The organism is Microbacterium salitolerans (assembly GCF_019720895.1).
Lineage (GTDB): Bacteria > Actinomycetota > Actinomycetes > Actinomycetales > Microbacteriaceae > Microbacterium.
On sequence record NZ_JAHKSH010000003.1, the window covers coordinates 112196 to 138291 of the forward strand.

The window sequence follows — 26096 nt, forward strand, 5'->3', positions numbered from 1 at the left end:
CGGATCCCGCCCGCAGTGACGTCGACCTCGTACCCCGACAACCCCGACAACTACTGCTATCGGCATCCTGATCGGCGGAGCTTCGTGCTGTGCCAGCGCTGCACACGCACCATCTGCCCCGAATGCCAGACGCAGGCCTCCGTCGGCTTCATCTGCCCCGAGTGCATGAAGGAGCAGAGGAAGAACCGCACCCCCGCGCAGAAGAAGGCGGCTCGTCGCTGGAAGCGCCGCTCGGGGGGAGGATCCGCGCTCGCCTCGTTCGGATCCGGTGACACGAAGGTCATGACGACGATCTTCATCGTCACGGCCGTCGTCTACCTCCTGCAGATGCTGGGCCGCGTCGTGCCGGGGTTCGACGTCCAGTCGTGGCTCCTGTTCTACGCGCCCTATCTCTATCCCGAGCTGCTCGGCACGTTCCAGCCGTGGCGGATCCTCACGGGCAGCCTGGTCCATTCGAGCTTCTGGCACATCGCGCTGAACATGCTCGCGCTGTGGATGCTGGGGCGCTCGCTCGAGCCGCTGCTCGGATCCGGGCGGTTCCTCGCGACCTACCTGCTGAGCGCGGCGGGCGGATCCGCGGGCGTCGCACTGCTGTCGTTCGGCACGCCCGTCGTCGGCGCCTCCGGTGCGATCTTCGGCCTGTTCGGCGCGCTGCTCGTCGTCGGCCGGCATCTCGGGGCGAACATGACGGGCCTGTACGTCGTGCTCGGCATCAACCTCGTCATCGGGTTCATCCCGGGGATGGGGATCTCGTGGCAGGCGCACGTCGGCGGCCTGGTGACCGGCGCGCTCGTGGGCCTGGTGCTCACCCGCACGCGTCGCGCGAAGCAGAAGCGCCTGCAGATCGGGCTGCTCTGCCTGGTGGGCGCGCTCATCGTCGCGGCCTTCCTCGTGCCGCCGCTCACGGGCTTCGTCTCGCTCACCTGAGCGTCGTTCTGCGCGGGCCCCGTCCACACCTTTCTCCACAGGGTGGGCGGGGTTCTCCACAGGTCTGGGGAATCTGTCCACCGATCGGGGTGAGTTCTCCACCGTCCGTCCACGTGTTGTCCACCGAAATCCCGGGGTTATCCCCGGGGTTATCCACAGATTTGTCCACAGGTGGGGAGAATCACACGGGTGTTATTCACAGGTGGGGACACGGATGTGGATGAATGACAACGGTGTGATTCAGGCTCGATGAGGGTCGGGGGAGGCCTCGTCGGAGCCCTCCGCTCGGCGTAGCATCGACGGCATGTGGAGCGAGCGCGCGTCGTCGCACGATGCGATCCGCACGGTCTGGTCGGCTCGAGTCGAGCAGGCTGGTCGCTATCCGGTCGCTGCGAGCGAGCACTGGGGGCTCTCGTTCGTCCGCCATGTCGATGAGACGGTGACGTGCGAGCTCGACGGGCCGACGCTCGCCCCCCGCATCCTGGACGGCGTGATCGGCGAGGAGTACTGGGGCGTCGAGTGGCAGTCGCACGTCTTCATGCGAAACATCGACAAGAGCGCCGTCATCGGCGAGACCGTCGCGCTCCCCGTGCGCGACGGCCGGGTCGTCCTCGACGGATCCGCGGTGCCCGTCCCGACGGCCGACGGTCTGGAGGAGTTCGTGGTCGCGCTGCTCGACACGGGCGTCGTCGTCGCAGATCCGGACGTGCGGCGCGCGCTCGCGGGCGACAGGACGGGGTTCTCGCTGCGGGCATGGCAGCGCCGGTTCCGGCGGGTCACCGGGTTCTCGCAGGTGCAGATCGCACAGCTGGAACGCGCGCGGCACGCGTATCGGCTGCTGCAGGAGGGCATGCCGTGCGCGGGGGCGGCGGTGCGGGCGGGATACTCCGACCAGGCCCACCTCACGCGCGCGATGCGGGTCTTCCACGGGCAGACTCCGGCGCGGATCCTCGCCGGAGAACTCCCGAGCTGACACAGCGGAGCGTCGTTTTCCTTCAAGACCCCGTGCGTGCGGGGTGGTTGCATCGAAGCACCACGACGAGAAGGAGCACCATGTCCGCACCCGCGACGGTCAACCCGTTCATCATCACCCGCGACGCCGCCGCGCTCGGGAGCTTCCTCATGGAGGTGTTCGATGCCTCGGAGAACGCGCATGCGCGCACGGTGGACACCGACGGGCTCCTGCTCCACTCGGAGTACGTCGTGGGCACGTCGACGATCGCCGTCGCCGAGCGCAAGCCCGACTGGCCGTTCACGCCGAGCCTGCTGCAGGTGTGGGTCGCGGATGCGGCCGCCGCACTCGCACGGGCCGAGGCGCGCGGCGCCGCCGTCGTCACGCGGCCGACGGAGTTCTTCGGATCCGTCCTCGCGCGATTCACGGACGAGTGGGGAAACCTCTGGTGGCTGTACGAGGAAGCCGAGCAGACCGACAGCGCTCCCGGGGGAGACGACGACTGGGGCGAGGCGGAGTGGGACGCGGATTCGACCGAGACCTGGGAGGCGACCGCAGAGCTCACCTACATCAACGACACCCTCATCGAGGCGATGCGCCACCTGGGAGCGCGCGAGTGACGCGTGGCTCGGGGACGTCCGACCGCTGATCGCCCGCACGAGAAAGCCCCGCCCGGAGCGCATCCGAGCGGGGCAGAAGAGAGGGTGGCTAGCGCCAGCGCGTGGCCATGATGAGGCCGATGAACGCGAGGCCGCCGCCGATCGCGAGATTCCAGGCGTTGATGCCGGGGATCGGGAACTGCGAGCCGGAGAGATAGAACACGAGGATCCAGACGAGCCCCAGCAGGAAGAACGTCACCATGACGGGCTTGAACCACACCGGGTTGGGGAGCGGCTCACCCGGGATGTGGGTGACGTCGTCGTCCTCGTTCTTCTTTCGAGCCATGTCGGTCAGTCTACGGGAGGCGGCGGCGCGCGGGGATTCCGAGAGGAGTGTCGGATCCGCGGGTACCCTCATATCGTGACCGTTTCCGCGCCCCCGCCGTCGCGTCGCCAGCATCGCCGGCGGCGTCCGCGGCGCAAGGCGACCTTCGCGAGCGTGCTCGGCGAGCTGCTCGTGACGGCTGGTGTCGTCGTGCTCCTGTTCGTGGCCTGGCAGCTCTGGATCGGCGACCTCATCATCGCCCAGGAGAACAACCTCGCGGGTGAGGAGCAGGTGCAGGAGTGGGCAGAGCTCGACATCCCGCTGCCGGAGGCGAGCGAGGATCCCGAGACGGGCGAGAAGTCGTACGAGCCGCCTGTTCTCGAGCATCCCGGCGATGGCGAGGTCTTCGCGACCATGCGGGTGCCGCGCTGGGGCGACGACTACAAGGTCAACATGGCCGGCGGCACGACGCGCGCCGTGACCCTGGACCACATCGGCATCGGCCTGTACACCGATTCGAAGATGCCCGGCGAGGTCGGAAACTTCTCGCTCGCGGCGCACCGCACGACGTTCGGCAAGCCGTTCGCCGACATCACGCTGCTGGAGCTCGGCGACGCGATCGTGGTCGAGGCGCCTGAGGGATGGTTCACCTACCGCTACCGGTCGCTCGAGTACGTCGTGCCGACGCAGACCGACGTGCTCGCCGACGTGCCGCGCATGCCCGACATGCCCGCCGACGGCGAGCGCTACATCACCCTGACCAGCTGCTCACCCAAGTTCTCGCTCGCGGAGCGCATCATCGGCTACGGCGAGTTCGAGTCGTTCACACCGCGCGCCGAGGGCGAGCCCGAATCCCTTGCGAGCGTGAACTGATGTACGCGGGCCTCTGGCGCATCCTCCCCGGCCCCTGGCCGGTCAAACTCCTGATCCTGCTCGTGCTGATCGCGGCGGCGCTCTACGCGCTGTTCTGGCACGTGTTCCCGTGGGTCGCGGGCATGATCATCCCCGACGAGGCGACCGTCGGAATGGCTCTCGTCGCGGGGATCCCACCCGCCTGACCACGCGCACGCGCTCAGTGGGCGTCGAGGCCCTCTTCTGGCTTCTTGTCCTTGTCCTTGCCGTTGCCGTTGCCGTTGCCGTTGCCGTTCGAGTTCCCCTCGGAACCGCCGGAGCTGTTCTCGTCGTCGGCGGCCGACCCATCGCCCGTGCACGTGTAGAGCGTGACCGAGGAGCCGACGGTGACGTCGCCCACGACCGACTGCGTGTGCACGGTCGGCGTCGTCTCGGCCTCGCACGTATCGTCGTCGACGACCTCGACGGTGAGCTGCAGCGCCTCGAGCTCGGCCTTCGCGGACTCGACCGTGAACGAGTTGGGATCCGCGAAGTTGTTGACCGTGACGCGACCCGAGGCGACCGTGAGATCGACGACGGCGCCGTCGAGCACCTCGTCGCCCTTCGCGACGGCGTCGGATTCGATCTCGGCCGACAGCACCGTCCCTGCCGAGTTCTCGGGGTCGTTGACCGGCGTCAGCCGCCCGAGCTGCAGGCCGGCGCCCTCGAGCGCCTCGCGGGCCGCCTGCTCCGACAGCCCCACGAGCTCCGGGACGGCGACGAGCTGCTCGCCCTGCGAGACGACCACCTCGATGCTCGCACCCGGCGTGACGGGCGTGCCGGCGGCCGGATCCGTGCGGATCACGACACCCTCCTCGACGGTGTCGTGCGGTTCGCTGGCGCGCGTGACCGAGAGCTCCGCGCCCTCGAGCTCCTGCGCAGCGCGCTCGTACGTCATGTCCGTCACATCGGCGACCTCGACGGAGTCGGCCGCGCGCAGCTCCAGCGGATCCTGGGTGACGACCCAGAACACGACCGCGGCGACGAGCGCGACGAGCAGCGCGACAGCCGCCCACACCCATGCGATGGGCGGGCCCGACTGCGTGCGGCGGATGCCGTTGTCGGAGGAGAGCTGCGTGAGCGTGTGCTCGGTCTCGGCCTGCTGCTGCTGCTGCGCGCCGTACAGCTGGTCGGTGAGGACGGCGAGCTGTCGCTTCGTCATCGACTTGCCGTCGAGGGCGGCGTCGAGCTCCTCGCGGAAGGTCGCGGCGTCGGCGAATCGCTGCGCCGGATCCTTCGCGAGCGCGCGCAGGACGATCGGATCGAGCTGGGGAGGCGCGTTCTCGTCGACGCGTGACGGGGGAACCGGCGCCTCGCGGACGTGCTGGTACGCGACGGCGACGGGCGAGTCTCCGCGGAACGGCGGTCGGCCGGTCAGGAGCTCGTAGAGCACGATGCCGGTCGAGTAGATGTCGGCGCGCGCATCGACCGCGTCGCCCTGCGCCTGCTCGGGCGAGAAGTACGAGGCTGTGCCGAGGATCGTCGTCGTCTCGGCGACCGTGGCCGACGTGTCGCTCACGGCGCGGGCGATTCCGAAGTCCATCACCTTGACCTGGCCGTGGTCGGTGACCATGACGTTCGCCGGCTTGATGTCGCGATGGACGACGCCGGCACGGTGCGAGTACTCGAGCGCCTCGAGGATGCCGTCGACGTACCGCGCCGCGTCGTCGGTCGGGACGGGGCCGCTCGAGATGATGTCCTTCAGGAGCGTGCCGCGTACCAGCTCCATGATGATGAAGGGCGTGTGGCGGGTGCCGCCGGCTCCGTCGTCATCGAGATCCTCGCCTGCGTCGTACACGCGGACGATCGACGGGTGCGCCATGCGGCTCGCCGCCTGCGCCTCGAGACGGAAGCGCGTGCGGAACGTGTTGTCGTGCGCGAAGTCCGAGCGGAGGATCTTGATCGCGACCGTCCGGCCGAGCGTCTCGTCGTAGCCCCGATACACGCTGGCCATGCCGCCGCGGCCGATCAGCGAGTCGACGCGGTAGCGGCCCGACAGGACGCGCGTCGTCTGGACGGGCGCCGGCAGGGCCTGCGTCGGCTCTTCTGACACGTCGTGGCCTCCCCGGTGATCGGTGCGGACTGGCGTCTCGAAAGCCTAACCGAGGCGCTGGTGCGCGACGTTCAGGCGCAGGTCAGAGGATTCCGTCGTCGCCCGGCGCGGGGGTCTCAGAGGGTGTCGGCGATCCGCCGTTCTCGTTTCCGCCGCCATTCGGGTTGCCGTTGCCCGGCTCGTCGGGAGGAGTCTCCTCGGACTCGGGCTCGGGGTCGACCGGCGTGATCGGGTCGGACTGCGCCGACTCGGAGCTGCGCGTCTCGGTGCCCGTGCACTGGGCCGCGTAGGAGGCGACGACCGACGAGGCGTCCTCGTCGATCGTGACCTGCGTGACGTAGCCGTCGGCGCCGAACGACCGCTCGGTGCTTCCGTCGTCGAACGTCGCGCCGAAGAGGCTCACGGTGTAGGCGCTGACCGTTCCGGTTCCGCTCGGGCACGTGTACGGGGACCAGTTGAGGTTGGCCGTCTCGCCGCGCACGAGCTCGCTGCCGTCGAACGACGGCGCACTCGATGGCGCTGGGATCTCGACGAGATCGCCGTAGTACGTCGCCGTGATGTCGGTACCGGGATCCACGAAGCCGCCCGGAGCGACGCTGTAGATGACGCCGACCTGGTCGGAGGCCGGCGCGGCGTCGCCCGCCTCGCAGTTGAGCGTGACGTCGGCGCTCTGCTCGCTGATCCGCTGGTTCGCCTCGTCGCAGGAGAGACCCTCGAGCCCGAGGGCCGTGACGTCGATGCGGGTCTCGGTCGGAGTCGGCTCGGGCGTCGGCGTCGGCGTCTCGGTCTGCTCGACCGACGGCGTCGGCGTCGGCTCTGCGTCGTCGCCGCCGAACCAGCCGGAGGTCATGCCCCAGACGGTGCCCCCGATCACGATCGCGAGCAGGACGATGAGGGCGATGAGCGGGCCCGTCCACGGGCTGCGCTTCTTCTTCTTCTTCTCCGCCGCCTCGTCCACGTCGGTGGTCGCGGGCAGCGGCGACGTCGTCGGCATCATGGCCGTCGCCTGATCGGTCGTGCCGAGCAGACGCGTCACCTCGTCCTCGGCCCCGCCGGCCGCGATCATCGGCACGGCGGCGACCGCCGCTTCGAGGTCTCCGCGGCGCAGCGCGTTGCACGCGCGCGAGACGGCCGCGGCGGATGCAGGACGCTCGGCGGGCTTCTTGGCGATCATCGCCATGACGAGGCGGCGCACGGGAGCCGGGATGCTCTCGGGCAGCGGCGCAGCCGTGTCGTTGATCTGCGCCATCGCGATGGCGACCTGCGACTCGCCCGTGAAGGGCCGCTTGCCGGCCAGCGACTCGTACGCGACGATGCCGAGCGAGTAGATGTCGGTCGCGGGGCTCGCCGGGTGTCCGGACGCCTGCTCCGGTGACAGGTACTGAACCGTGCCCATGACCTGGCCCGTTGCCGTCAGAGGGACCTGGTCGGCGATGCGTGCGATGCCGAAGTCGGTGATCTTCACGCGCCCGTCGGGCGTGATCAGCAGGTTGCCGGGCTTGATGTCGCGGTGCACGAGACCTGCGGCGTGCGCGGCCTGCAGGGCGGATGCCGTCTGCGACACATAGTCGAGGACCGTGTCGGAGGGCAGCGACGTGTCGCGCTCGAGCCGAGTCGACAGCGCCTCACCGGGCACGAGCTCCATGACGAGGTACGCGGATCCGTTCTCCTCGCCGTAGTCGAAGACGCTCGCGATCCCCTCGTGATTGACGAGAGCGGCGTGCCGGGCCTCGGCGCGGAAGCGCTCGAGGAAGCCCGGATCCCCCATGTACTCGTCCTTGAGGATCTTGATCGCGACCGTCCGGCCGATGACGTGGTCTGTGGCTTCCCAGACCTCGCCCATCCCGCCGATGGCGATGCGCGAGTTGAGCTCGTAGCGACCGCCGAACGTCACACCCTGCGTTGGCCTCATTGTGCGAGCACCGCCTCCATGACCTTCTTCGCGATGGGAGCCGCGATCGTGTTCCCCGAACCTTCTTGACCTATTCCGCCGCCATCTTCCACCACGACCGCCACGGCCACCTCGGGATTCTCCACGGGGGCGAATCCGGTGAACCACAGCGTGTAGGGCTCGCCGGGATTGTTCTCGGCGGTGCCCGTCTTTCCGGCCACGTCAACGCCCTCTATTCTTGCACCCGTGGCGGCTCCCTCGGAGACGCTCGCGGCCATCATCTCGGTAACGCTTGCGGCGGAGTCCTCGTCGAGCGACCGTCTCATCTCAGATGGGGCGTAGCGCTCCTGCACCGACAGATCGTCGCCGACGACCTGATCGACCATCCAGGGGTTCATCGCGACGCCGCCGTTCGCGATCGCCGCCGAGGTGAGAGCGACCTCGAGCGGCGTCGACGTGACCTTGCTCTGCCCGAACCCGGTCTGCGCGGTCTCATCGTCGGTGAGGCCCTCGGGATAGCTCGACGGCGTCACCTGGAGCGGGATCTCGAGAGCGCTGTTGTATCCGAACTTCTCGGCCTGCTCGCGGATCGCGTCCTGTCCGAGCTCGTCTGCGAGCTGGGCCATCGGCACGTTGCAGCTGAGGGAGACGGCCGTCTCGAGCGTGACCTCGTCGCCGGATCCGCACGTGCCGCGGGTGGCGTTGAACACCTCGGTCGACGTGCCGGGCAGCGTGTAGGCGACCGTGTTGTCGAACGTGCTCTCGGGCGTGTAGTCGCCCGACTCGAGGGCCGCGGACGCGACGACGAGCTTGAATGTGGATCCGGGCGAGTACGTGTCGCCCGCGATCGCGCGATTCTGCAGCGGGTTGCCCGGCGCGGCCTCGAGGTTCTCGTACGCCGTGTTCGCCGCGGTCCAGTCGTGCACTGAGAGGAGGTTCGTATCGAAGCCCGGCGTCGACACGAGGCCGAGCACGCGTCCCGTGGCGGGCTCGAGCGCGACTACGGCCCCCGAGTAGCCGGAGCCGACCATCGCATCGTATGCCGCGCGCTGCACGGCTGGATCGAGGCTCAGCTCGACGGTGGATCCGCGGGGCGCCTGCCCCGTCACGACCTGTTCGAGACGCGACAGGAACGCCGAGTCGGCGAAGCCGGACAGCTCCTGGTTCATCGCCTGCTCGATGCCCGTCGCCGAGCCGAGGGCCGGATTGAGCCACCCGGTCACGCCGGACCACATCTCGGGATCCTCGTATAGGCGCTGGAAGGCGTAGAGGTCGTCGGTCGACTGGGAGCGCGCGATCTGCTCGCCGCCCGCGACGATCGGACCGCGACGCACCTCGTACGAGTCGTACAGCGTGCGCCGGTTGTTCGGATCCTTCGCGAGCTCGTCCGCGTGCACCACCTGGATGATGCTCGTCGACGCGAACAGTGCGACGAACATGAACACCACGATGATGCTCAGTCGCCGGATCTCCTTGGTCATCAGCCGATCACCGCCCGAGGCTGTCTGCGCACCGAATCGCTCACGCGCAGGAGGATCCCGACGATCAGCCAGTTGGCCAGCAGTGAGGATCCGCCCGCCGCGAGGAACGGCGTCGTGAGTCCGGTCAGCGGGATCACGCGCGTGACGCCGCCGACCATGATGAACACCTGCAGCGCGAGCGTGAAGGACAGCCCGACCGCGAGGAGCTTGCCGAAGTCGTCCTGCCCGGCGACGCCCACGCGGGCGCCGCGGCTGGTGAAGACGAGGTAGAGCGCGAAGATCGCGAACAGGCCGACCAGGCCGAGCTCCTCACCGAGGCTCGGAATGATGTAGTCGCTGTTCGCGACCGGCGTCAGGTACGGGCGGCCCTGCCCGAGGCCCGTACCGAACATGCCGCCGTGCGCGAGCCCGAAGATGCCGTTGACCAGCTGGTAGCTGCCGCCGTCCGGATCGCTGTAGAGAGACTCGTCGAATGCGTGGATCCAGGCGTTGAAGCGGTTGTGCACATACGGCATCACGAATGTCGCCGCGACGGCGCCGGCTCCTGCCAGCGCGACGCCGATGACGACCCACCCGGTCTTGCCCGTCGCGACGTAGAGCATCGCGACGAACATGCCGAAGATCAGCATTCCCGTGCCGAGGTCGCGCTGCGCGATGATGATGCCCATCGAGATGAGCCAGATCACGAGCAGCGGGCCGAACTCGCGGGCGCGCGGGAACGTGAACCCGAGCACGCGCCGGCCCGTGGAGGTGAGGCTCTCGCGTGTGCGCACGAGGTACCCGGCGAAGAAGATCGCGAGGCAGATCTTCGCGATCTCGCCCGGCTGGAAGTAGTAGCCCGCGACCTGGATCCACACGGTCGCGTTTCCCCCGCCGTTGAGGAACGGGATGAACGGCAGCACGAGCAAGACGAGCCCCGCGAGGCCGAAGATGTAGGTGTAGCGGAACAGCACGCGATGATTCGTGAGCGTCCACACGAGCACGCCGCACAGCGCGACCGACAGCATCGCGAACATGAGCTGATGCAGGCCGGCCTGCGTCTCCTCGTAGAGGTCGATGCGGTAGATCATCGCCGCGCCGAGGCCCGTCAGGAGCACAGCGATCGGCAGCAGGAACGGATCGGCCTGCGAGGCGCGGATCCGCAGCACGATGTGCAGCACGACCGAGAGGGCGCAGAAGGCGCCGACGACGTAGAGGATCGGCTGCTCGAGCGCCCCGAGCGCTCCGAACTGCACGAGGGCGAAGGCGCCCAGCGTGAGCACGATCGCGAACAGCAGGAGCAGGAGCTCGCGGTTGCGGAGGCGCTGAGCCTTCTGCATGCGCCGCAGATCGCGCTGCACGCCTTTCTCGGTCTTGCGGTCCTTCGAGACGTCGGTCACTGCTGGTCACCTCCGTCGGAAGGGGTCGGCGAGGGGGAGGGCCTCTGCGAGGGGCGCGGGGACGGCGTGGCGTCGGCCTCGGGCTCCTCGTCGATGTCCTCGCCCAGTCGGGAGCGCAGGTTCTCGACGATCTGCTCGGCGTCCTCGAGAGAGTCGGCCGCGATCGTGTCGTCGACACGATCGCGCCACGCGTCGGGCAGCAGGTCGAGCTCGATCTGCGTGTCTTCGTGCGGGGTCGCCAGCGAGATCGGGCCGACCGTCTGCTGGATCCCCTGGTAGATCACGACGGTGTCGGCATCGGTGCCGACGTAGTAGCGCGTCTGCGTCCAGCTGTAGAAGGCCCAGGCGCCGGTGGCGATGGCCGCGAGGAGCAGCACGAACGCGGTGATCCCGACGATGCGGCGGCGACGCGCGCGTCGGCGATCCTCGGCGATGAGCTCCTCGAGGTACTCCGTGTCGGGCTCGAAATGGCTCGGCTCGTTGGCGGCCGCGCGCTGCGGATGCAGCCACCCCGTCGGCAGCAGCGACCGCGAGGCGGGCACGACGACGCCGTCGGGGTTCGACGCGGAGCCCACGATCGTGGGGGTGCCCGTGTACAGCGGGTGCTGGCCGCCCACGTCGACGATGACGATCGTCACGTTGTCGGGCGCACCCCCATCGAGCGCCTGCTTCAGCAGGTTGTCGGCTGTGCGCGCCGGCGGCATCTCCTGCTTGAGCGTCTTCGAGATGTGCGCCTCGTCGACGACGCCCGACAGCCCGTCCGAGCACAGCACCCACCGGTCGCCCGGCCGGGTCGGCATGATGAACGTGTCGACCTCGGGATCCGGATCCATATCGCCGAGCACGCGCATGAGCACCGAGCGGCGCGGGTGGAAGCGCGCCTCCTCCGGGGTGATGCGCCCCGTCTCGACGAGTCGCTGCACGAACGTGTGGTCGGTCGTGATCTGCGTGAGGTCGCCATCGCGATAGAGATAGATGCGCGAGTCGCCGATGTGGCCGATGACCGCGTACTCGTCGACCATGACGATGCCGCTCACGGTCGTGCCGAGCCCTGCGAGCTCGGGCTTGCGCGCCGCGACGTCGATGAGATCGCCCGCCGTCGACGTGATCACCGTGCGCAGCGCCTCCTCGGCGTGCGCGGGGGAGTCGAAGTGCGCGTCGAGCTGCTGCAGCTCGCTGATCACGACGGCCGAGGCGACGTCGCCGCCGGCGTGGCCGCCCATGCCGTCGGCGACGACGAACAGATTCGAGCCGGAGTAGCCCGAATCCTGATTGTTCGACCGCACGCGCCCGGTGTGGGAGATCGCGGCGCTGGAGCCCTCGAAGACCATCTGGCGGAGACTACTTCCGCAGCTCGAAGGTCGTCTGGCCGACCTTGATCGGCGCGCCGACCTTCACGGCGACCGGAGAGTTCGGAGACACGCGCTTGTCGTCGTGGAAGGTGCCGTTCGTCGAGTCGAGATCCTGGATCATCCACTGATCCGCGTAGCGCACGAGGCGCGCGTGATGGCTCGACGTGTAGTCGTCGCGGATCACGAGGCCCGACTCGCTCGACCGCCCGATCGTGAGCGGTTCGGAACCGAGCGAGATCTCGAGACCCGCCTTCGGACCCGACGTGATCACGATGCGACTCGCGCTCGCCGCCGTCGCCGTGACGGGCGCTGCCAGGGGCGCGGGCGCCGGAGGGCGGGAGACGTCGTGTGCGACCGTCTGGGCCTGAGGATCCGCCCCCACGGGGGGAACGGGAGTCGCCGCGCGCGGCGCGGAATCGGGAAGCTTGCGCACGCGCGTGCCGAAGACGTCGGCACGCAGCGCGAAGATGAGCACGAAGACGAACACCCACAGCAGCAGCAGGAAGCCGTACTGCAGGAGGAACAGCGTCAGCGCGCTCATCCGCGACCCCCGTGGAAGGCGTCGATGATCTGCGTCGCATCCTGCTGCTGCGGCAGGCGCTCGGCACGCGGCGAGGCCGTCGCGACCACGTGGAAGACGATCTCGGTGCGGCCGATCGTGATCGCCTGACCGTCGGTGAGTCCCGCCTGCTTGACCTTCTGACCGTCGAGCTTGGATCCGTTCGTCGAGCCGAGATCGCGTACCATCGCGCGTTCGCCGTCCCACAGGACCTCGACGTGCCGGCGGCTCGTGCCCGCGTCGGGAATCGTGATGTCGGAGTCGGATCCGCGGCCGATGACCGTGCGGGCCCGCGTGATCGGGTGGCGTCTGCCGTTGATGTCGAGCACCGCCTGCCACGACACGCTGCCCTCGACCGACGAGCTCAGGACGTCGATCGTTCCGGTCGACACGCCCTCGGCGCGACGCACGTCGATCGTGAGCGGACCGGAGAAGCTGTAGCCCTGCGCCGACGCGTGCTTCTGCACGATCGTGCGGAGCTCGTCGTGCAGGGCGTGGCCCAGCGAGGCCATGCGCTCGGCATCCGCCGGGCTGAGTCGCACCTCGTAGCTGTTGGGTGCGAGGATCCGTTCGCGGCTCACGACGGCCGCCTTCGTATCCATCTCGCGGCGCAGTGCCGAGGCGATCTCGACGGGCTGGATGCCGCTGCGGAAGGTCTTCGCGAACGCGCCGTTCACTGCGCGCTCGAGACCTTTCTCGAAGCTGTCAAGCAATCCCACGGGTCTCCTCGGGGTCGGATGGTGTTCTGCGTCATGCTACTTGGGAGGTCTGACATCGCGAGTCGAACCCAGGGCGGACATTCAGGGTGGGCGATTGGCGACCCCCGTTGACCCCGTGGTATTCTCGGGAAGTTGAGTTCGCATCCGTGCGAACACGCGCAAGTGGCGGAATCGGTAGACGCGCTGGCTTCAGGTGCCAGTGTCCTAACGGACGTGGGGGTTCAAGTCCCCCCTTGCGCACCAGACACCCTGCATCCCCCTGGTCGTGGCTTCGCCGCCACCCAGGGGGATGTCTCGTTGTATCGGTCCCGTGGGCGACCGCGCGGACGGCGATGCGCTTGCGATCGGGGCGGGTGGTGCCGCATCATCCGGGGCTTTTGCTCGCATCAGGAACACTTATGTGTAGATCATGCATAAGCGCGATACCGTCATGCGACGAATCGTCTTGTCCCTGTGAGGAGCATCATGCCCAACGGACTCATCGCCGCCGACAGTCTCCGCCTCCACTCCGAGGGCGCGGCGCTGCGCCTGCAGATCCCCTGGTATCGCAGCCTCTGGCTGTCGTCGGTCACGACGATCACCATCGCGATCGACGGATCCGAGGTGCCGCAGGGCGACCTCGTCCTGGAGCTGGCCGGTCGGCGCTACGCGCTCGACGAGCTGCCCGCGCAGAGCGAGACGCTCTGGCATCTGCAGGAGCACCCGCTGCTCGTCGCGCGCCTCGCGGCGCCCCTCGGGCTCGGGGAGGCGCATCACGTCGTCGTGCACGGCGAGCTCCGTCTCCCGTACATGCAGATCGCGGCGGGCGAGGATGGTGGCCCGGGCATGTATGTCCCCAACGTCGTGCACCAGGACGAGGAGCTCGTCGTGACGGACCGCGACGCTCCGGTCCCCGCGCTCGAGCGGATCACCGAGCCGCGGCCGCCGACCGAGGAGGACCCGTTTCCGCTCGGCCTCACCCTCTATTCCGCGAGCGCCGAGTACCGCGCCGGCTGGTTCGACTTCGACGGCCTGCTCGACCGCGTCGCCGACCTGGGCATCGGCCCCGGCATCGAGATCGTCGCCTCGCAGATGCTGCCGGAGTACCCGCTCGTCACCGACGCGTTCGAGAGGCGGTGGCGGGCGGCGTTCGACCGGCACGGATTCGTCGCGAGCTCGTTCGGCGCGAACCTGGACATGGGGCGTCGCCGCGACCGCGACATGACCCCCGACGAAGAGTATGAGTTCACGCGCGTGCTCTTCGAGGGCGCCGGGCGCTTGGACTTCCCGCTCATCCGGATCCAGAGCGCGAAGCCCGAGCTGCTGCGCCGCCTGCTGCCGCTCGCGGAGAAGCTGGGCGTGAAGCTGGCGTATGAGATCCATGCCCCGATGGGCCCGAACTCGCCCGAGATCCTGCGGGTGCGCGAGGTCTACGAGGAGCTCGGTTCCCCTCTGCTCGGATTCGTGGCCGATTTCTCGTCGACGATGCGCCGGATGTCGCCCACGCTTCTGCGCGCTGTCGAGCGCGCGGGCCTCGACGCCGGGGCGCTCGATCGACTCCAGGGGATCTGGGCGACCGACGCGTCGATGCGCGAACGCCAGGAGGAGTTCATCGCGTATCTGCGGGCTCGCGATTTCGACCCGGGGCGACTCGGATCCTTCGCGCACCTCGCCTTCAACATGCACGGTCACGTCGATCCGACGGAGTGGGCCGACATCATGCCGCAGATCATGCACGTGCACGCGAAGTTCTACGACATCGACGCGTCGGGCGAGGAGCCCGCGATCGACTACCCGAAGCTCGTGCGCGTCTTCGTCGAGGGCGGCTATCGCGGCTTCTGGTCGAGTGAGTGGGAGGGCCACGCATTCGCCGAGATCGGCGAGGTGGATCCGCTCGTGCTCGTGCGCCGCCAGCACGACCTCATCCGCCGGAGCGCTGGGGTGCTGCGGTAGGTGCCTGTCGAATGCCGCAGATCGTTCCAAAGTCACGGCTATGGGACGATCTGCGGCATTCGGAGGGCACGTCCGCTCTTCACCTGCCGCAAACTGCTCCAGGATCGCCGTTTTGGCGCGATCTGCGGCATCTGAAGGTCAGGGGTCGCGCGCGGCGTCCTCGACGAGGCGGCCGGCCTCTTCGAACAGGTCGCGCATCCACGCGTGCTCGGGGTCGCGTTCGTGCGACGGGTGCCACCAGAGCGCGTTGACGAGGGGTGTCGCGTCGAATGGCAGGCCCATCACGCGCACGCCTTCGGTCTGCTCGACGATCGGGGCGAGCGCCGACTGCACGAGACCCATGCGGTTCGTGCCCGCGACGAAGTGGGGCAGGGCGAGGAAGCTCTCGACGACCGCCTCGGTGCGCGGTTCGATGCCGAGCTGCTGCAGCTGTCGCGCGGCCGAGGTGAAGGCGGAGCGCGACTGATACGTCATGACGAACGGGCGCGCCGCGAGGTCGTCCATCGTGAGGGCATCGGCGTCCGCAGGCGCGTGGGACTCCGACACGACTGCGACCCAGTCGTCGTGCCACAGGTCGACGTAGGGCAGGTCGGAGAGCGGGCCGTGCGGGATGATCATGCCGTCGGCCGAGCGCAGGCGGTTCGCGGCGTCGTCGACGATCGTCGGGTTGTGCAGCATGAAGCGGAATCTCACGCCGGGTGCGCGCGCGGCCGCGAGGCGTGACGCGACCCGCCCGACGGTCACGAAGCCGTAGTCGGACCCGTAGATCGAGAACTCGCGCACCGACTCGGCGGGATCCCACGATGCCTGGCTCTCGAACACGCGCCGCACCGACTCGAGCGCGCCCGTCGTGTGCTCGGACAGGCGCACGGCGAACGGCGTCAGCTCGTAGGCGTTGCCGCGTCGCGCGAGGATCTGGTCGCCGAAGTGCGTGCGCAGTCGCGCAAGCGACGCGCTCAGGGCCGGCTGACTGAGGTGCAGGCGCTCGGCCGCGCGCGTGACGCTGCGCTCCGTCAGCAGCGCGTCGAGCGAGACGAGCAGGTTGAGATCGAGCCGCGACAGCAGCGCGTGTTCGGTCACGTGAACCTCCCTGTTCGTGCCGCGAGTGTATCAATCCAGTCGATGCCCCAGTGGGCTCGCATCGAACTGAGAGATCCGGCGGAAGCGCCACCGTGCGCACTTATGTGGTGCATTCGGAACGCTTATGTGCGTTTCCGGCAAAACCTTGTCAGAATCGCTTCATCCCATCGCGGCCCGTCACGAGACGGCCGGGAGCAGACCACACGACAAAGACGTCGAAAGGGCAGGACATGTCAACGAAGATCATCCGCCGCACACGCACCGGCGGTGCGATCGCGGTCGCCGCCATCGGCGCGCTCGCGCTCGCCAGCTGCTCGGGGTCGGACGAGACGGGAGGTGGCGGAAGCTCGTTCTCGCTCATGTACTCCGCATCGAACACTCTCGAGAGCCCGTTCGAGACCCTGGTGAACGAGTACATGGAGACCCACGACGGCGTCACTATCGAGCTCGAGGCCGTGCCCAATGACACGTACGGCGACACTCTGCGGACGCAGCTGCAGGCGGGCAACGCTCCCGATGTGTTCCAGACCGAGGGGGGGTCGGGTCAGACGCGAAGCGTGATCCCCCTCGCCGAAGCCGGGTTCCTCGAGCCGCTCGGCGAGGAGTCGGCCGCCCTCGTGCCGGAGAGCGCCGAGTCGTTCTTCACCATGGACGGCACGACGTATGCCCAGCCGCTCGTCACGGCGTTCTCCGGGTACATCGTCAACGAGGTCGCGCTGGGCGACGCCGGCGCGACCGAGTTCCCGGCGGACTGGGACGGGTTCGTCGAGCTGTGCGAGGAGGCGAGCGACGCCGGTAAGTCGGCGCTCCTCGTGGCGGGGGCCGCGGGCCCGAACACCGGCATGTTCGCGATGAACATCGCCGCGACGCGCGTGTACGGCGAGACGCCGGACTGGAATGAGCAGCGCGCGGCCGGCGAGGTCACCTTCTCGGACTCCCCGGGCTGGGCCGACACCATGCAGGCGATCCTCGACCTCGATGCGGCCGGATGCCTGCAGGAAGGCGCCGTCGGCGCCGGCTTCGACGCCCTGACGAACGGACTGGCGACCGGGCAGGGAATCGGATTCTTCGCTCCCGGAGCGACCGCGACGGAGCTCGCACAGGCCGCTCCCGACGCGGACCTGCGGATCCACGCCTTCCCGCCGGAGACGACGGCCGACCCCGCGGTCGGAATCCTCAATCCGACCTACTCGCTGTCGATCAACGCGCAGTCGGACTCCGGGGAGGCCGTCGAGGACTTCTTCGCGTGGATCGCCGAGCCCGAGCAGGCCAACCGCTTCGCCGAGATCTCCGGCGGACTGCCCATCACGGGCCTGGACGAGTTCGACTTCGACGGGAGCACGTACGCCCCGGTCGCCGACCTCATCCGCAATGACGAGGTGACGCCTCTGCCGAACGCCGGCTGGACCAGCCCCGCCGTCTACGAGGCCCTGGGCAGCGGAGTGCAGGGACTCCTGAGCGGCCAGGAGACGGTCGACTCGGTGCTCGCATCGCTCGACGCGGCCTGGGATCGCTGATCCGCGCACTGCACACCCCCTCCCGGCGGCCGCTCCTCGCGGCGCGGCCGCCGGGCGCGACTTCCGAGAGGCTGAGCATGTCGGCATCACCTGGCACGTCCGAGACCGAGCTGGTCATCGTCCCCCGCACGAAGCGACGGCGGTGGGGCGACCTGCCTCAGCGCCGCGCGGGGCTCGTTCGGTTCGGGCACTGGTGGTGGGCGCTTCCGGGCGTCCTCCTCGTGCTCGGGATCCACTACGGGGCGACGTCGGTGGGTGGATTCTTCGCCTTCACCGACTGGTCGGGCATCGGATCCTTCAGCCTGATCGGCCTCGAGAACTTCCGCACGATCTTCACCGACTCGCAGTATCTGCTCGCGCTCGGGAACACCCTGTTCCTGGCGTTCCTGTCGGTGGTGGGGTCGAACGTCGGCGGTCTCGCCCTCGCCATCGCCCTCAACCGCACGCTCAAGACGCGATACGCGCTGCGGGTGGTCTTCTTCATGCCGGTCGTCCTCTCCCCGCTGGCGACGGCATACATCTGGCGCTTCATCTTCGAGTACAACGGGCCGATCAACATCTTCCTCGAGTCCGTCGGGCTGGAGGGGTGGGTGCGTCCGTGGCTCGCCGACCCGGCGTTCGCGATCTGGACGGTCCTCCTCGTCGTGGTCTGGCAGACGACCGGATTCGCCATGGTGATCTACATGGCGGGGCTGGCCGGTGTCGCGCCCGAGATCGAGGAGGCGGCCGCGCTCGACGGCACCAGCCTCTGGCAGCGCTTCTGGCACGTGACGCTGCCGTCGATCCGTCCGGCCGTCGCCATTGCGACGACCCTCGGCCTCGTGCAGGGCCTGCGGGTGTTCGACCAGATCCTCGCCCTCACGGGAGGCGGCCCCGCCGGTGCCACAGAGACGCTGGCGACCCAGGTCTACAAAGAGGCCTTCTCGCTCGGCAACTTCGGGTTCGGCGCAGCGCTCGCACTGGTGCTCACCGTGATCATCCTCTTCTTCGCCGTGATCCAGCAGCGCATCACCGCAGGCAAGGACAGCTGACATGTTCCGATACACGAAACTCACCCTGCTGCGCGAGATCGGCATCTGGATCCTGGCGCTGGTGTTCCTCGCACCGTTCTACTTCCTCATCATGATCGCGCTGAAGCCCGACAGCGAGCTCCTCACGACCTCGCCCCTCGCCCCTCCCGAATCACCCACCGTCGAGAACTTCGTCAACGTGATGACGGCGACCGGCAACTCGAACGTGATGCTCGGGCTTCTGAACAGCGCGATCATCACCGCGGGGAGCGTCGTCGCGCTCGTGATCCTCGGCGCGCTCACGGGCTACGTCATCGCGCGATCGACGACGCGATGGGGGCGCGCGGCCTTCATGCTGTTCCTCGTCGCCATCGTCCTCCCGACGCAGCTCGGGACCGTGCCGCTCTACATCGGCGCGCGCGCGATCGGCCTGACGGGTTCGCACTGGGGGATGATCATCCTCTACACGGGGATGATGCTGCCGATGGCGATCTTCCTCTACGCCAACTTCTTCCGCGGGATGGGCACCGACTTCGAGGAGGCGGCGATGATCGACGGGGCGAGCCGCACCCAGGTGTTCTTCCGCATCATGTTCCCGTTGGTCGGGCCCGCCACCGGAACCGTCGCCATCTTCGTCGGCCTCATCATCTGGAACGACTTCTTCACGTCGCTCGTCTTCCTCGGCGGATCCGAGACGCAGACGCTGCCGGTGTCGATGTACTTCTACATCGGATCGCTCGTCTCGCAGTGGAATCAGATCTTCGCGATCGTGATCGTCGCGATGATCCCGATTCTCGCCTTCTATCTGTTCGCGCAGAAGCGATTCATCCAGGGCTTCGCCGGCGGACTCAAGGGCTGACGCCCGCAGCTTCCCTCGTCCGGGCGCGCCACCTCGCGTTCGGACCGACCTCAGGAGACCCCATGTACCAGCTCGCACCCAACATCGAACTGCTCTTCACCGAGGCCGGCGACTACCACGACCGCGTGCGCGCGGCGGCGGCCGCGGGATTCGACGCCGTCGAGATGTGGGGGCCCACGGGCGTCGATGCGCCCGCGGCGCCCAAAGACCTCCCCGCGCTGAAGGCGGCGCTCGAGGAGACGGGAACCCAGCTCACGGCGCAGCTCGCGGAGCCGCGCACGCAGTTCATGATCCCGCCCTGGGACCACTCGGAGTTCTTCCGCAAGCTCGACGAGGGCGTGGAGATCGCGCGGGACCTCGGATGTCCGCGCATCGTCGTCGGCAGCGGCACGGGCTTCGGCGGCTGGAAGCGCCAGGTTCAGCTCGACAAGCTCGTCGAGATCTACCAGAAGGCGATCGCGCAGATCGACGGATCCGGCATCGCGCTCGCGCTCGAACCGGTCAACGTGCGCGTCGATCATCCTGGCGCGCTGCTCGACCGCACGGCCGAGGCCGTATACGTCGCGCGGGGCGTCGACTCGCCGTTCTTCGGCGTGCTCTACGACATCTACCACTCCGCCGTCGAGGGCGAGGACATGGCAGTCGAGCTCGCGAACGCCGGCGACCTCGTGACCTACGTGCAGCTCGCCGATGCGCCCGGCCGCGGTGAGCCGGGCGCCGGCGAGCTCGACTGGCCCGAACGCCTCCGCACCCTGCGCGCGTCGGGCTACGGCGGGCCCATCGGGCTCGAGTACTACCCGCAGACCGAGTCCGCGGCGTCGATCGCGCGCATCTCCGACTGGGCGGCGGGCGCGTGAGCGGCCATCGTGCCGCGTTCGAGCACTTCTGCGAGCTGCTCTACACCCGCAGACGGGTGGCGGAGGCCTTCGCGTTCCTGGTCGCCGACGACTACCGCCAGCACAACCCGAACATCGCCGACGGGCCGGCGGCGGCGGTCGAGGCGCTCACGCCGAAGTTCGACGGATCGCCCGAATCGCGGTTCGAGATCCAGCGGATCCTCGTCGACGGCGACCTGGCGATGGTCCACGTCAGGGCCTCGACGCCCGATCGGCCCGTCGCCGCAGTCGCCGACATCTACCGATTCTCCGGCGGACGCATCGTCGAGCACTGGGACGTCCTGCAGCCCGTGCCCGACCGGGCCGTCCACGACCATTCGATGTTCTGACCCGAGGAGACACCGTGCACCAGATCGCGCCCGATATCGGGAGCCCGTACTCCAGCGGTCCTGTCGCTGAGGGGGTCGTCGCGTGAGCGGCCGCTACCCCGACGACGTCGACGTCGTCATCGTCGGATCCGGCCCCGCGGGGTCCGCATACGCACGGATCCTGTCGGAGCAGGCGCCCCTCGCGACGGTCGCGATGCTTGAGGTCGGGCCGACCGTGTCGGACCCGCCGGGTGCGCACGTCAAGAACATCGCTGATCCCGACGCGCGGCGGGACGCGCAGAGGCGGTCCGAGGGGCCGGGCGCGGGTGGCGACACCGTCGGTTCACCCGGCGACGTGAAGGCGGGCGAACGCCGCCCGAGGCCCGGCACATTCCTCCTCGAGGACGGCTACACGCAGCCGGAGGAGGACGGCCTGCCGGTCGCGGCGTTCTCGAGCAACGTCGGCGGCATGGGGGCGCACTGGACGGCCGCGTGCCCGCGCCCGGGGGACAGCGAGCGGATCGGGTTCCTTGACGGCGAGGGCGTGCTCGACGAGCTGCTCGCCGAGGGCGACCGCCTGCTCGGCGTCACGGCCGACGCCTTCGACGCCGCGCCGTTCTCGGGCCTCGTGCGCGAGCGGCTCGCGGCCGTCGTCGACGACGGCCGTCCGTCCGACCGCCGCGTGCAGCGGATGCCGCTCGCCGTGCACCGTCGGGACGACGGTCGGCTCGCCTGGTCGGGGTCCGATGTCGTCCTCGGCGACATCACACGGGCCAACCCGCGCTTCTCTCTCGTCGACGATTCGCTCGTGACGCGGATCCTGCTCGCGAACGGCGCCGCATCGGGCGTCGAGGTGCGCGACCGGCGCTCGGGCGAGACCCACGAGATCACGGCGCGGCACGTCGTCGTCGCGGCCGACGCGCTGCGCTCGCCGCAGGTGCTGTGGGCGTCGGGGATCCGGCCCGCGGCCCTCGGCCGCTACCTCAATGACCAGACGCAGATCGTGTTCGCGTCGCGGCTGCGCGACGTGGCGGGTGGCTCGGCACCTCGGGGCGATGGCGCGCTCAGCGAGACGAGCGGCGTCAGCTGGGTGCCGTTTACCGACGAGCTCCCCTTCCATGGGCAGATCATGCAGTGGGACACCTCGCCGATCCCGCTCGCGGACGATGATCCGATCGTCCCCGGCTCGATCGTGGGCCTCGGCCTGTTCTGCGCCAAGGACCTCCAGGCATCCGATCGCGTCGCGTTCCACGAGACGGCGGTCGACGCATACGGCATGCCGGCCATGCGGATCCACTACACGCTCACCGACTGCGACCGTGCGGTCATCGCGCGCGCGAAGGACGAGATCGTGCGACTCGGCTGCGCCGTCGGCGAGCCGCTCGACGGGGATCCGTTCGTGCTGCCGCTCGGCTCGTCCCTGCACTATCAGGGCACGGTGCGCATGGGCACGTCCGACGACGGTGCGAGCGTCTGCGATCCGTTCAGCGAGGTCTGGGAGGCGCCGGGCGTCTTCGTCGCGGGCAACGGCGTGATCCCGACGTCGACCGCCTGCAATCCGACGCTCACGTCGGTGGCGCTCGCGGTGCGCGGCGCGCGCCGGATCGCGGAGCGGCTGGCCTGATCCTTCGAATGCCGCAGATTGCTCATCACCGCCGATCTTGGTGCGATTCGCGGCATTCGGAGAGCGTCACCCGCGCCAGCCGCGCGCGTGGAGCGCCTGCGCCACGCGGCGCACGAGGGCGGCGGGATCCGCGTGGAGCGCAGACGTGACCTGGATGATGATCCACCCCTCCGCTCGGAGCCGTTCGATCCGCTCGACGTCCTTCGCGTACGTGGCGTGGTGCTGTGCGCCCTGGTATTCGACCGCGACCTTCCACTGCGGGTAGACGAGGTCGACGCACCCGAGGTGTCCGCCGCGCGCATCGAAGAGGTCGATGTTGAGCTCCGGCTCGGGAAGGCCCGCGCGGATGAGGTGTACGCGGCACGCCGACTCGCGCGGCGACCAGGAGTCGAGGCGGACGAGCTCGAGCGCCTCCCGCAGCCTCGCCGCCCCGCGCCGTCGACCAGCATGAAGCGCGGCGGCGAGCTGCTCTCGTGTCGCCAGCGGCGGGCGACCGACGTCCGTTCGCCCGACGCCGGCGCGCCGTACTCGGCAGAGATGGTCGCCGAGCGCGACGAGATCGACGACGCTCCAGGAACCGAGCATCGCCCAGGTGGACGCGGGAGACGAGGCACGGAGTCCGTCGGCGTGGACGACGTGCACCATCGTCGCGGTGAGGCGCCGGCCGTGGACGCCCGAGCTGCGCGGAAGCGGAGCGCCGCCGAGGACCCCTACCTCGAGGGGGCGCACGTCGCCGCCGATTGCAGGGGGCAACGGGGCGCCGAGCAGGTGCACCGCCGTCTCGTAGGCGAAGAACTCGTCATCGCGCATCCGCGTCGCGTAGGCACGTGCCCGGCGCACGGTTTCGGCGCGGGCGCGCGCGAATGGATCCTCGAGCGCCGGCGCGTCTCGCACGCGGGCCCGCACGCCGTGGAACGGTCGCTCGAGATCCGCGCTGCGCAGGCGACCGGCGCGGATGCCGGCGGCCTTCGCTGTGGCGACGGCGAAGGCGTCGCCGAGCGTGTCGGGAAGCTCGACGCGTCGCGGCATGCGGTCACGATGCCAGGATCCGCGGCGCGGCCTCGAAAGTTCTCCACAGGCCGCTTCGAATGCCGCAGGTGGCGCTTCCCGTCTGGTTTTGGCGCGGTTCACGGCATTCGGGTGGGGCGCCGCATTGACTTCCGCATGAAAACGACATTAGAGTGTAGAAAACGCACAATGGACGAGGAGGTCCCGGTGATTCCCGACCGCATCATCGAGCAGGGCACGCTGCGCAGCGACGGCCCACGCACATCGATCGAGGTGCGCATCCCCTGGTATCGCGCGCTGCCCGCCTCCTGCATCGCGGGGGCGGCGCTCACGGTCGACGGGGTCGTGGCTCCGACCGATTCGCTTCGGTGGGAGATGAACGGACGCACGTTCGCCTTCGCCGACATGGTCGACGACACCGACGAGTGGTGGTTCCCCGTCGACTCGGCCGTGCTGTCGGGGGATCTCGCGATCGATCCGGCAGTGGACCATGAGGTGGCCGTCGACCTCACCCTCTACATCCCGTACATCGTCATCGGCGAGGACGAGGTGCTCCACATCGAAGAGCACGACGCCAAGAACATGAAGGCGGTGACCGCATGACCGCGCAGCTCGGCACGCCCGTCCAGGGCGTCACGCTCTACAGCTTCACCCGCGCCTTCCATGGGCGTGAGTATGACCTCGAGGGCCTGATCCGGAAGGTCGCGGCCGACGGCTACGGCCCCGGGCTCGAGGTCATCGGGTTCTCGAGTCTGCGCGGCTTCCCCGACGTCGACGACCGCTTTGCGGGCTGGTTCCGCGACCTCGTCGACGAGGTCGACCTCGTGCCGACGTCGCTCGCCATCAACGCCGACATCGGGATCCACCGCGATCGCCTGCTGAACCAGGATGAGCTGATCGAGTACATGCGGCGTCAGATCGAGGCCGCCGCACGCCTCGGATTCCCCGTCGCGCGCGTGCAGATCTCGCTCACGCCCGATTCGATGGAGCAGCTCGTGCCCATCGCCGAGCAGTACGGCGTCACGCTCGCGCTCGAGGTGCACGCCGATCAGTACGCGTCGCACCCGCGGATCCTCGCCCTGCGCGACCGCTACGAGAAGGTCGGATCCCCGCTCCTCGGATTCACGATGGACTGGGGCGCGACCGTGTCGGGCTTCGCACCGTCGCTCATCGAGGCCTACCGGCGCCGCGGTGCGGGCGAGGAGCTCCTGGCCGCCGTCGCGGACCTGTGGAACGAGTTCTACGCCGCGGGGCCGCCGGCCGACCAGACCGAGCACGGCGAGCGGTTCGGCCGCTTCATCGGGCTCGCCGCCCAGCACGGGCGCCCCGAGCTCGGCATCGACTTCGGGATCAACGGCACGGGCCTGTTCGGCCCGGCGCGAGTTGACGACTGGCTGGAGATCATGCCGTGGGTGCGCCACGTGCACGCGAAGTTCTTCGGCATCGATGAGAACGGCGAGGAGCCGTCGGTCCCTGTGCGCGACCTCATCGCGCTGCTCGTCGAGAACGGGTACTCGGGTGCCGTGTCGAGCGAGTACGAGGGCTGGCACTGGAACCACTGGCAGAGCCCGTTCGACATCGTCCGCGGCGAGCAGGCGGTGCAGCGCTCGGCCGCCGAGGGCGTGGGATCGCGCATGGTCACGGACGCCGCCGAGGCGCGCGCCGTGCTCGCGACCCACCACGCCGCCGCGATGGAGGTGGCGCGATGAACGGGGGAATCGCGGGCACGGGGATCCGCCTCGGCACCACCGTGTACTCGATGACGAGTGAGTTCTCCGCCGGTCAGTACACGCAGGAGTCGCTGATCCGCGCCGTCGCCGAGAAGGGCATCGGACCGGGTGTGGAGTTCAACATCGCGCAGCTGCTGCGTACCTATCCCGACGTCGACTCCGACTTCGTCGACCTGTGGTTCCGCACACTCGAGGACTGCGGGCTCGAGCCGAGCGCTGTCGGCACGAACCTCGACATGGGTCGGCGCAAGGACCGCGACATGACGCCGGAGGAGGAGCACGACTTCTTCGCCCGGCAGCTGAAGACAGCGCACACGCTCGGCTTCAAGAAGATCGTCATCCGATCGGCGGGGCGCGAGCTGCTGCGCAGCCTCCTGCCGCTCGCCGAGAAGTACGACCAGGTGCTCGGCTACGAGATCCACGCGCCTGTCGGCCCCAACGATCCGAAGATCGTCGAGATCCGCGAGCTATACGACGATCTCGGATCGGACCGACTGGGGTTCACGGCTGACTTCTCGTCGACGATGCACAGCCTGTCGCCGACGCTCCTGCGCACGCTCGGGCAGATGGGGATGGACGAGCGCCACTTCCCCGTCATGGAGGAGATCTGGCACGAGCCGACCCCCATGCACGTGCGCAATCAGAAGTTCGAGGACTATCTGGTCGGCGAGGGCGTGGATCCGCTGCGATTCGGGCCGTTCACGCGTCTGGCCTTCAACATGCACGGGCTCGTGGCGCCGGAGGAGTGGCTCGACATCATGCCGCAGATCTTCCACGTGCACGCGAAGTTCTATGACATCGGGCCCGACGGCGAGGAGCCCGCGATGGACATTCCGCGCATCGTGCGGCAGTTCGTCGTGGGCGGGTACGAGGGGTTCCTCTCGAGTGAGTGGGAGGGGCACGCGTTCTCGGATCTCGGCGAGGCGGATCCCATCGACCTCGTGCAGAAGCAGCACGCGCTCATGCGTCGCGCGATCGAGGAGACCGCCGCCGAGGCGGCGTAG

Annotated in this window: 25 protein-coding genes and 1 tRNA gene; 16 read left to right on the top strand and 10 right to left on the bottom strand. The window is 69.0% G+C overall.

Features of this window, described 5'->3' with window-relative positions; all coding sequences use genetic code 11:
• The first annotated feature begins 15 nt into the window (after positions 1–15).
• The 3 genes from KOL93_RS07085 (at position 16) to KOL93_RS07095 (ending at position 2499) form a co-directional block, all read left to right on the top strand.
• Positions 16–927 carry a rhomboid family intramembrane serine protease gene (locus KOL93_RS07085; RefSeq protein WP_221584646.1) on the top strand — a complete coding sequence of 304 codons (912 nt, stop codon included), beginning with the start codon at positions 16–18 and terminating at the stop codon, positions 925–927.
• A gap of 304 nt (positions 928–1231) precedes the next feature.
• The gene (locus KOL93_RS07090; protein ID WP_221584647.1) at positions 1232–1900 is read left to right on the top strand and encodes a helix-turn-helix domain-containing protein; all 669 of its coding nucleotides are present in this window, start codon (positions 1232–1234) and stop codon (positions 1898–1900) included.
• Between the two features lie 80 nt (positions 1901–1980).
• Complete coding sequence (locus KOL93_RS07095; RefSeq protein WP_221584648.1) at positions 1981–2499, top strand: VOC family protein; 519 nt, start codon at positions 1981–1983, stop codon at positions 2497–2499.
• 88 nt (positions 2500–2587) lie between these two features.
• On the opposite strand, the gene KOL93_RS07100 is transcribed toward KOL93_RS07095, so the two are convergent.
• Entirely contained in the window at positions 2588–2824 is a 237-nt protein-coding gene (locus KOL93_RS07100) for a cell division protein CrgA (RefSeq protein WP_221584649.1), read from the bottom strand.
• A gap of 75 nt (positions 2825–2899) precedes the next feature.
• Here KOL93_RS07100 and KOL93_RS07105 point away from each other — a divergent pair, with 75 nt between their 5' ends.
• Both KOL93_RS07105 and KOL93_RS07110 read left to right on the top strand, forming a co-directional pair.
• The gene (locus KOL93_RS07105; protein WP_221584650.1) at positions 2900–3676 is read left to right on the top strand and encodes a class E sortase; all 777 of its coding nucleotides are present in this window, start codon (positions 2900–2902) and stop codon (positions 3674–3676) included.
• Positions 3676–3861, top strand: a complete 186-nt coding sequence (locus KOL93_RS07110) for a hypothetical protein (RefSeq protein WP_221584651.1) — start codon at positions 3676–3678, stop codon at positions 3859–3861. The genes KOL93_RS07105 and KOL93_RS07110 overlap by 1 nt, the downstream gene beginning before the upstream one ends.
• Positions 3862–3875: 14 nt before the next feature.
• On the opposite strand, the gene pknB is transcribed toward KOL93_RS07110, so the two are convergent.
• From pknB to KOL93_RS07145, 7 genes are all read right to left on the bottom strand, one after another.
• Positions 3876–5747 carry a Stk1 family PASTA domain-containing Ser/Thr kinase gene (gene pknB, locus KOL93_RS07115; protein WP_308291574.1) on the bottom strand — a complete coding sequence of 624 codons (1872 nt, stop codon included), beginning with the start codon at positions 5745–5747 and terminating at the stop codon, positions 3876–3878.
• Between the two features lie 82 nt (positions 5748–5829).
• Positions 5830–7659, bottom strand: coding sequence for a serine/threonine-protein kinase (locus KOL93_RS07120; protein ID WP_221584652.1), 1830 nt, complete (start codon positions 7657–7659; stop codon positions 5830–5832).
• Positions 7656–9119, bottom strand: a complete 1464-nt coding sequence (locus tag KOL93_RS07125; protein ID WP_221584653.1) for a penicillin-binding transpeptidase domain-containing protein — start codon at positions 9117–9119, stop codon at positions 7656–7658. Before KOL93_RS07125 ends, KOL93_RS07120 begins: the two co-directional genes overlap by 4 nt.
• Positions 9119–10438 (bottom strand): FtsW/RodA/SpoVE family cell cycle protein, encoded by a 1320-nt coding sequence (locus tag KOL93_RS07130; RefSeq protein WP_221585102.1) that lies wholly within the window; start codon positions 10436–10438, stop codon positions 9119–9121. Before KOL93_RS07130 ends, KOL93_RS07125 begins: the two co-directional genes overlap by 1 nt.
• Before the next feature lie 56 nt (positions 10439–10494).
• Positions 10495–11829: a PP2C family protein-serine/threonine phosphatase gene (locus KOL93_RS07135; protein ID WP_221584654.1), complete on the bottom strand. Its 1335-nt coding sequence runs from the start codon at positions 11827–11829 to the stop codon at positions 10495–10497.
• 10 nt (positions 11830–11839) lie between these two features.
• Positions 11840–12391, bottom strand: coding sequence for an FHA domain-containing protein FhaB/FipA (locus KOL93_RS07140; protein WP_221584655.1), 552 nt, complete (start codon positions 12389–12391; stop codon positions 11840–11842).
• Positions 12388–13128: an FhaA domain-containing protein gene (locus KOL93_RS07145; RefSeq protein WP_221584656.1), complete on the bottom strand. Its 741-nt coding sequence runs from the start codon at positions 13126–13128 to the stop codon at positions 12388–12390. Before KOL93_RS07145 ends, KOL93_RS07140 begins: the two co-directional genes overlap by 4 nt.
• A 156-nt stretch (positions 13129–13284) precedes the next feature.
• On the opposite strand from KOL93_RS07145, the gene KOL93_RS07150 reads away from it, so the two are divergent.
• Positions 13285–13371: transfer RNA gene (locus tag KOL93_RS07150), tRNA-Leu, on the top strand.
• A 222-nt stretch (positions 13372–13593) separates the two neighbouring features.
• Positions 13594–15060: a C-glycoside deglycosidase beta subunit domain-containing protein gene (locus KOL93_RS07155; protein ID WP_221584657.1), complete on the top strand. Its 1467-nt coding sequence runs from the start codon at positions 13594–13596 to the stop codon at positions 15058–15060.
• Between the two features lie 138 nt (positions 15061–15198).
• Here the strand turns inward: KOL93_RS07155 and KOL93_RS07160 are convergent, their stop codons facing one another.
• Positions 15199–16140, bottom strand: a complete 942-nt coding sequence (locus KOL93_RS07160; RefSeq protein WP_221584658.1) for a LysR family transcriptional regulator — start codon at positions 16138–16140, stop codon at positions 15199–15201.
• 230 nt (positions 16141–16370) lie between these two features.
• Here KOL93_RS07160 and KOL93_RS07165 point away from each other — a divergent pair, with 230 nt between their 5' ends.
• From KOL93_RS07165 to KOL93_RS07190, 6 genes are all read left to right on the top strand, one after another.
• A complete protein-coding gene (locus KOL93_RS07165; protein ID WP_221584659.1) occupies positions 16371–17657 on the top strand; it encodes an ABC transporter substrate-binding protein in 1287 nt (428 codons plus the stop codon).
• Positions 17658–17734: 77 nt separating this feature from the next.
• Positions 17735–18688: a carbohydrate ABC transporter permease gene (locus KOL93_RS07170; protein ID WP_221584660.1), complete on the top strand. Its 954-nt coding sequence runs from the start codon at positions 17735–17737 to the stop codon at positions 18686–18688.
• Between the two features lies 1 nt (position 18689).
• A complete protein-coding gene (locus tag KOL93_RS07175) occupies positions 18690–19526 on the top strand; it encodes a carbohydrate ABC transporter permease (RefSeq protein WP_221584661.1) in 837 nt (278 codons plus the stop codon).
• A gap of 62 nt (positions 19527–19588) precedes the next feature.
• Entirely contained in the window at positions 19589–20383 is a 795-nt protein-coding gene (locus KOL93_RS07180) for a TIM barrel protein (protein ID WP_221584662.1), read from the top strand.
• Positions 20380–20751: a nuclear transport factor 2 family protein gene (locus KOL93_RS07185; protein ID WP_221584663.1), complete on the top strand. Its 372-nt coding sequence runs from the start codon at positions 20380–20382 to the stop codon at positions 20749–20751. Before KOL93_RS07180 ends, KOL93_RS07185 begins: the two co-directional genes overlap by 4 nt.
• Before the next feature lie 82 nt (positions 20752–20833).
• Positions 20834–22354 (top strand): GMC oxidoreductase, encoded by a 1521-nt coding sequence (locus KOL93_RS07190; protein ID WP_221584664.1) that lies wholly within the window; start codon positions 20834–20836, stop codon positions 22352–22354.
• A gap of 66 nt (positions 22355–22420) precedes the next feature.
• Here the strand turns inward: KOL93_RS07190 and KOL93_RS07195 are convergent, their stop codons facing one another.
• Positions 22421–23383 carry a DUF559 domain-containing protein gene (locus KOL93_RS07195; RefSeq protein WP_221584665.1) on the bottom strand — a complete coding sequence of 321 codons (963 nt, stop codon included), beginning with the start codon at positions 23381–23383 and terminating at the stop codon, positions 22421–22423.
• Between the two features lie 168 nt (positions 23384–23551).
• Between KOL93_RS07195 and KOL93_RS07200 the strand changes: the two genes are divergently transcribed.
• The 3 genes from KOL93_RS07200 to KOL93_RS07210 are packed head-to-tail and all read left to right on the top strand — an operon-like array spanning position 23552 to position 26096.
• Positions 23552–23965, top strand: coding sequence for a C-glycoside deglycosidase beta subunit domain-containing protein (locus tag KOL93_RS07200; protein WP_260406034.1), 414 nt, complete (start codon positions 23552–23554; stop codon positions 23963–23965).
• Complete coding sequence (locus tag KOL93_RS07205) at positions 23962–25071, top strand: sugar phosphate isomerase/epimerase family protein (RefSeq protein ID WP_221584666.1); 1110 nt, start codon at positions 23962–23964, stop codon at positions 25069–25071. The genes KOL93_RS07200 and KOL93_RS07205 overlap by 4 nt, the downstream gene beginning before the upstream one ends.
• The gene (locus tag KOL93_RS07210; protein WP_221584667.1) at positions 25068–26096 is read left to right on the top strand and encodes a sugar phosphate isomerase/epimerase family protein; all 1029 of its coding nucleotides are present in this window, start codon (positions 25068–25070) and stop codon (positions 26094–26096) included. Before KOL93_RS07205 ends, KOL93_RS07210 begins: the two co-directional genes overlap by 4 nt.

Coding starts and splice junctions, on each gene's coding strand:
- KOL93_RS07090 (WP_221584647.1), top strand. CDS start 1,232: ATGTGGAGCGAGCGCGCGTCGTCGCACGATGCGATCCGCACGGTCTGG.
- KOL93_RS07095 (WP_221584648.1), top strand. CDS start 1,981: ATGTCCGCACCCGCGACGGTCAACCCGTTCATCATCACCCGCGACGCC.
- KOL93_RS07100 (WP_221584649.1), bottom strand. CDS start 2,824: ATGGCTCGAAAGAAGAACGAGGACGACGACGTCACCCACATCCCGGGT.
- KOL93_RS07110 (WP_221584651.1), top strand. CDS start 3,676: ATGTACGCGGGCCTCTGGCGCATCCTCCCCGGCCCCTGGCCGGTCAAA.
- KOL93_RS07120 (WP_221584652.1), bottom strand. CDS start 7,659: ATGAGGCCAACGCAGGGTGTGACGTTCGGCGGTCGCTACGAGCTCAAC.
- KOL93_RS07125 (WP_221584653.1), bottom strand. CDS start 9,119: ATGACCAAGGAGATCCGGCGACTGAGCATCATCGTGGTGTTCATGTTC.
- KOL93_RS07130 (WP_221585102.1), bottom strand. CDS start 10,438: ATGCAGAAGGCTCAGCGCCTCCGCAACCGCGAGCTCCTGCTCCTGCTG.
- KOL93_RS07135 (WP_221584654.1), bottom strand. CDS start 11,829: ATGGTCTTCGAGGGCTCCAGCGCCGCGATCTCCCACACCGGGCGCGTG.
- KOL93_RS07140 (WP_221584655.1), bottom strand. CDS start 12,391: ATGAGCGCGCTGACGCTGTTCCTCCTGCAGTACGGCTTCCTGCTGCTG.
- KOL93_RS07155 (WP_221584657.1), top strand. CDS start 13,594: ATGCCCAACGGACTCATCGCCGCCGACAGTCTCCGCCTCCACTCCGAG.
- KOL93_RS07165 (WP_221584659.1), top strand. CDS start 16,371: ATGTCAACGAAGATCATCCGCCGCACACGCACCGGCGGTGCGATCGCG.
- KOL93_RS07170 (WP_221584660.1), top strand. CDS start 17,735: ATGTCGGCATCACCTGGCACGTCCGAGACCGAGCTGGTCATCGTCCCC.
- KOL93_RS07175 (WP_221584661.1), top strand. CDS start 18,690: ATGTTCCGATACACGAAACTCACCCTGCTGCGCGAGATCGGCATCTGG.
- KOL93_RS07180 (WP_221584662.1), top strand. CDS start 19,589: ATGTACCAGCTCGCACCCAACATCGAACTGCTCTTCACCGAGGCCGGC.
- KOL93_RS07195 (WP_221584665.1), bottom strand. CDS start 23,383: ATGCCGCGACGCGTCGAGCTTCCCGACACGCTCGGCGACGCCTTCGCC.
- KOL93_RS07200 (WP_260406034.1), top strand. CDS start 23,552: ATGGACGAGGAGGTCCCGGTGATTCCCGACCGCATCATCGAGCAGGGC.
- KOL93_RS07205 (WP_221584666.1), top strand. CDS start 23,962: ATGACCGCGCAGCTCGGCACGCCCGTCCAGGGCGTCACGCTCTACAGC.
- KOL93_RS07210 (WP_221584667.1), top strand. CDS start 25,068: ATGAACGGGGGAATCGCGGGCACGGGGATCCGCCTCGGCACCACCGTG.